Annotated in this window: 3 protein-coding genes, 1 rRNA gene and 1 pseudogene; 3 read left to right on the top strand and 2 right to left on the bottom strand. The window is 35.8% G+C overall.

Annotated elements, in window-relative coordinates:
• The first annotated feature begins 3 nt into the window (after positions 1 to 3).
• Positions 4 to 119: ribosomal RNA gene (rrf, locus tag PLX19_RS25765) — 5S ribosomal RNA — on the top strand.
• 37 nt (positions 120 to 156) lie between these two features.
• On the opposite strand, the gene PLX19_RS25760 is transcribed toward rrf, so the two are convergent.
• Entirely contained in the window at positions 157 to 321 is a 165-nt protein-coding gene (locus PLX19_RS25760) for a hypothetical protein (RefSeq protein WP_272191778.1), read from the bottom strand.
• Between the two features lie 294 nt (positions 322 to 615).
• Here PLX19_RS25760 and PLX19_RS25755 point away from each other — a divergent pair.
• Positions 616 to 957 (top strand): annotated as a pseudogene (locus PLX19_RS25755) (alpha/beta hydrolase); the annotation flags it as partial.
• A 94-nt stretch (positions 958 to 1,051) separates the two neighbouring features.
• Here the strand turns inward: PLX19_RS25755 and PLX19_RS25750 are convergent.
• On the bottom strand, positions 1,052 to 1,810 hold the full coding sequence (locus PLX19_RS25750) for a GNAT family N-acetyltransferase (protein ID WP_272191777.1): 759 nt from the start codon (positions 1,808 to 1,810) through the stop codon (positions 1,052 to 1,054).
• 610 nt (positions 1,811 to 2,420) lie between these two features.
• Here PLX19_RS25750 and PLX19_RS25745 point away from each other — a divergent pair.
• Complete coding sequence (locus tag PLX19_RS25745) at positions 2,421 to 5,447, top strand: efflux RND transporter permease subunit (RefSeq protein ID WP_272191776.1); 3,027 nt, start codon at positions 2,421 to 2,423, stop codon at positions 5,445 to 5,447.
• Positions 5,448 to 5,904 lie beyond the last annotated feature (457 nt).

The raw sequence follows: 5,904 nt of genomic DNA, 5'->3' as shown, positions 1-5,904 counted from the left end.
AAGTCTGGTAATGATGGCAGAGAGGTCACACCCGTTCCCATACCGAACACGGAAGTTAAGCTCTCTAGCGCCGATGGTAGTTGGGACTTTGTCCCTGTGAGAGTAGGACGTTGCCAGGCAAAAACCTAAGTCGTTTTGACTTAGGTTTTTTTGTGTTTATCCATCTGATTTGAGGATTGAAGCAGTAACTTTCCTTTTTTTAACTCTTTTTCGTTGAACAAATCCTATCTCTCTAGCTAACTGTTCTAAAACATGTGGTGACATATATCGTTGTAATTCTTTAGAAAACAATTCTAGTTCATCTGAAATCGATAAATTCATACAAAAATGCCATCCTTTCGTGTATGTGGTTAACAAAAGAATAGCGTTTTTTTACATATAAGGAATAGTCTAAATTGCTATTTGAATAATAAAGACAAAACATTTTTAAATTCTTGTACATTTTTTATTTAGTTCCAAGATCCTCTATGAATTAATCACAATAAAATTTTCACTTCACATAGTCCATATTGGATGGTGTAAGGAATTTTTTAACCTGCAGTTTCTATAGTAATTTCCATCCCATAAACCCAACTAAGAGGCCAACCAAATGAAAAATAATACTAGTAGTGTTAAAAGTACCCCTATCAGTTAAAAGATCTATTTCATTTACCTAAATTCCCTGTAATGAATGCAGCTAATACAATAACTAAATTCCGAGCTGGTTATAATTTGAATGAGGCTTCGGCTGTCAAGCAAGTTGCGAAAAGTAAAACACCAATGTTGTTCATTTATGGAGATGCGGATAAGTTTGTTCCTTATGAAATGTTAGATGATATGTACAATGCGGCAAAGGTAGAAAAAGAGAAATTAATTGTACCAGGTGCGGAGCATGGTGAAGCAGAACAAATAGACTCGGAGAAATATTGGCATATTGTATGGGGATTTGTTGAGAAGTATATTCCTTCATCCCTGTAAACTTAGAAAAAGAATCTATCACTCTTAGTAGTGAGAGATTCTTTGTTTTTTACTTAGTTAAGGGTATTGAGTTCTCTTATCCATTGTAGTTGAATTAGCTTAACTCATTTAACCGTTTTATTGCGGAGTGAACTGTAAGTCTATGAAATGAAACTAATTTATTCTTGTAGATGACTCCATAGATACCATAAGGAGTAGGTGAAAGTCTCAACAATTCATCTCTGTTTTCTATGTCAATAATTTCTGCATGAATACCCAATTGCTTTGCTGCCTTAATAACATTATTGGTTGAGACATCTACAAATGGACATTGTTGGGTACGAAGAATTGTTAAACCTTTAAAAAGCTTCAGTCGCTCATCCCAATCTTTTGGGAAATATGGGTCAGGTGAATGTCCACATTTGTAAACAAGTAACTCAAATCCATAAGGTGCATAATCTATTTCTCTAAAATTATTCTTTATAAAAACGTCTTTACTGGGAGTCCAAGAAGTGTTTGGATTTGTAATTACAATAACTCCATCTTTATTTTGTGCCTTAGCATCTTGAATACATTTATGAATCAATTTTGATGCATACCCTTTTCCTGTAACATTTACCCATAAACAATGGATAACTAAATAATTTTCACCATAGACAACTCTCGAAGAATATTCAATAGGTGTATACTCAATAAAACCTGCTGGCTTGCTATTGTCCATTATTTTTATATACTTTAACCCTTCATTAAAACTTCCCATAAGCCATTTGTTTTTATTGATGAAACCTGTTGAAGTTGGCTTGCTCCGAAGACAATAACAGCCCCCATCATTTATATTCTCTTCGTCCAACTCTATCAGCTCAATTTGTTCCAATATATTTCTCCTCCCTGCAACTTTTCGATATTCTTATTCACTCATTCTGTTCTAATAATAAATATTTACTATTTGGTAAATTCTGATAAAATAAATTTATCATAGGTTGCTTCCGTTGAAAACAGATAGCTTTCCGCAATCATTTTATTAACATTCGTATCTTCATTTCGATAACTGTTCATTGTGTTATCCAATTTACTTTGTGTTTATCCCCCATTAACAGGTAGTAAGATCCCTTACCTCAAGAGTATAAATGGCAACTAAGTTATGTAAAAAAACGTCCACTTAATCATGTAAAAAATCAAATATTGATAAATCATTTGTGTGGATTGGAAATCCCAGGGAAGTTTGTGTGCTCCTGCTTACGGAAAGTGTAAAATACATAATCCTTTTTGTTGCGTTTAGAACATGGATTTTTATACTGCTGTATGATTCGATATAGGTCTTTGGGTTGAGTTTAGAATCTGTCATAGGGTTTATTTGTAACAAAAGGATAATATTAGCAATTTAAAAAAGAGTGAAGAGAATATAGGGAGGGGAGGAATAGGACTTATAGGGGTTATGTGAGTAAGGTTATTTTGCATGGTAAAAAGGAATGGGAGGAATGACGGTGGGGTCGTGGATTCATTTTTCTTTAAAAAATGTAGGTGTTGTCTTTCTCGCGATGATTTTTATTGTTGTCGGGGGCTTATATTCTATTAAAACAATAGAGATGGAAGAAATGCCAAACGTTGATATTCCGTATATGATTGTGCAAGTCCCTTATACGGGTGCCACACCAGAACAAGGGTTAAATGATATAGGAAAGCCGCTAGAAACTGCATTTTCTAGTATTCAAAAGCTTGATAACTTATATATTGAAGCTCATAGCAACACGGTAGTTGCTATTTTAGAATTTGATATGGACAGGAAGATGGATGAAGCTGAAAAAGATGTGACGAGTGCTGTTGCATCTTTAAAATTACCAGAGGATGCAGGGAAACCTGTCGTTATGAAAGATGGATCTTCGCAGCCGATATTTACATTTGCTCTTTCTTCAGACAATGCAAAGCAGGCGGATATTTCACAATATGTGAACGACCGGATTAAACCGACTTTGTCCACTGTTGAAAATATCGGCAAGGTGGATGTGTCAGGTGAAACCGAAAAGCAATTGTCTATTAGACTTGATATTGAAAAAATGAAGGAAAAAAAGGTTACTTATGACATAGTAAAGCAAGCACTTTTAGCACATAATTTTTCTTTTCCAGCAGGCCAGGTGAGTATTAATGAAAAAACATTAAATGTGCAAGCTGATTACAAACTTAAATCGCTTACTGACGTGAACAATATGAAAATGGCCGTACCAAGTGCTGAGGGAGTACAAACAGTTACATTGTCAGATGTAGCAACTGTAGAGTATGGAAGTAAAACAGAAACTGTATATACGAGATTAAAAGACACACCTGCAGTTCTTGTATCTGTTAAAGCGCAGCCAGGAACTAATGCGGTGGAAGTGGTCAAACAAATTAACCAAAAACTATCTGATTTGCAATTACCAGACGGTTATAAACTGACAAAGTTGTATGACAGCTCAAAGCAGGTAGAAAAATCAGTTAATAGTATGCTTAGGGAAGTGTTGCTAGGTACATTATTTGCTGTCGTTGTGACATTTGTATTCTTACGTAATATAAGAGCTACAATTGTAGCTGTTCTATCAATTCCGCTGTCTGTTTTAGCGGCGGTGATTACGATGAAGTATTTACACTATAGTTTAAATATGATGACGCTAGCTGGTATTGCGGTAGCTGTTGGTCGAGTAATTGATGATTCTATTGTAGTTATTGAAAACATCTACCGCAGAACGTTAAGTAGTACAAAGCGTGATACACCCATGGTATTAGCGGCTGCTAAAGAAGTTGGGGGTGCGGTTACATCTTCAACAATTACGACTATGGCAGTATTTGGTCCGCTTTCATTTGTTCCAGGAATTGTTGGCAAGTTCTTTGCTCCGTTCGGAATTACAGTTATTGTTGCGCTTGCTTTTTCTTTACTTGTTTCGTTAACAGTTGTCCCTTTGCTTGCTAAATTTTTCTTGCTACGTTTGCAGCATAAGGAGCCGAAAGAAACAATATTGCAGAGAACATATCGACGTGTGCTGAGCTGGACGATTCAGAAAAAGATGATTACACTCTTTCTTGCTTTTGTCGTATTTGTTTCATCTTTAGGGCTTGTGCCACTGATTCCTAAAAACTTTTTACCAGAAGAAAAGGCAGCTTCATATAATCTGACGGCAGATTTACCTGTTGGAACATCACTTGGCAAAGCTAATGGTGTAGCTAAAGATATGGAAAGTATTTTTAGTAAACAAGTGATTGTGAAAAGCTATCAAACGGTTGTTTCAGGAGAAAGAATTCGTTTGTCGATTAATTTGAAGGATGATGTGACGAAAGAAGGAATAACGACTTTTGAAAAAGATGTAAAAGAAAAGATGGAAAATCTAGGAGCTGGCATTGAAACAGCTTTGACACCGATTGGTATAACAGGAGGAGGGAAATTTGTTCTTATTGTGGAAGGTGGAAACGCTAAGGATTTGGAGACTGCCGGGAATAAGATTGTAGAGAAGATAAAAGACATAAAGGGTTTGTCGAATGTGAAAACAAATTTATCTGCTGCAAAACCGCAACTTAATTTGTCAATTGATGAAGAAAAAGCAGTGGGAAAAGGCTTGAATCCGATGATGATTGCTGCTTTTGTAAGAGGGAATATTGCTGGCGAAAGTGTTACGACAGTCCAATTAGACGGAAAAACGACTTCGGTGAATCTAGGGTTGAAAAATGACAATCTTACATCTATTGAAAGTATTACGAATCAAATTATTATGAGTCCTACTGGGCAACAGGTAAAATTGTCGGATGTAGCCACACTCTCTGAAGCACCAGGACCTACTGCCTTGTATCGCTTAAATCAGCAAGAGTATGTACAAGTAAATGCAAGATTTACAACGGATAATGTATCTGGTGTGCAAGCTGAGGTAGATAAACGTTTAAAAGAGTTAGATTTGCCAAAAGGTATTAAGTATCGCTCTGAAGGACAGTCGCAAGCTATGAGCGAAGGGTTCCAAAATATGATTATTGCTATGGGAATTGCTGTTGTACTTGTCTTTGTTGTGATGCTAGTGACATTTGGAAATGCAATGGCTCCGTTTGCAATTCTATTTTCTTTACCATTTCTTTTTACAGGTGGTTTGCTCGGCTTATACCTTACGAAAGAACCTTTAGGTATGCCGGCATTGGTTGGGTTTCTTATGTTAATTGGCATTGTTGTAACGAATGCTATTGTGTTGATGGATCGTGTTATGCAAAATGAAAAACAAGGAATGGCTATAAAAGAAGCTTTATTAGAAGCGGGGGTAACAAGACTTCGTCCGATTTTAATGACGGCTCTTGCTACAATAGGTGCACTTACACCGCTAGCGTTGTCGACCGAGGGAGGACTTATTTCTCGATCCCTTGCCATGGTGGTTATTTCTGGTTTATTAACATCTACGCTCTTAACGTTAATTATTGTACTGACTGCTTATTATGTGATGGATATGATAAAGTGGAAATTCACAAAGAAAAAGACAGTTTTGAAGGTAGAAGAAGAGACAGTGTAAAGAAATAAGGGAATGGAAAGCTTTTTTTCATTCCCTTATTTCGTTCGCATGATAAAAAATTGATATTGGTTCCAATTCGTATTTGATAAAATTAAAGTGAATATAGATGGATTTTTATGTAGAGGACAATATTGCAAATTTGAAAGATGTAGCTGGTGCGACAGTTTCTATTATTTTGCAAGGAATATATAATTCCTTAAAGATAAAGTGAAAATTTCGTCAGCGGGGCTTCATCCCCTACTAATTATTACCCCCGCGAATCAGGCTTTTACGGGCAGTTTATACGGGATAAAGGATTACTTGAGAGGAATATTTACAATGCTGCAGAAAGAATACATATATTTTTAAAAAACGTTGACTCTTATTAAATAAAGGTGTAATATTATACGAGTCGCTGGTGAAACAAAGTAACCACGATAAACAAAATGAAAAACTTAGTTGACATCGAATGACTGAG

The sequence above is a fragment of the Bacillus sp. BP-3 genome (assembly GCF_028401955.1).
Classification (GTDB): Bacteria; Bacillota; Bacilli; order Bacillales; family Bacillaceae_G; genus Bacillus_A.
This window is presented reverse-complemented; position numbering and strand designations above follow the sequence as displayed.

Coding starts and splice junctions, on each gene's coding strand:
- PLX19_RS25760 (WP_272191778.1), bottom strand. CDS start 321: ATGAATTTATCGATTTCAGATGAACTAGAATTGTTTTCTAAAGAATTA.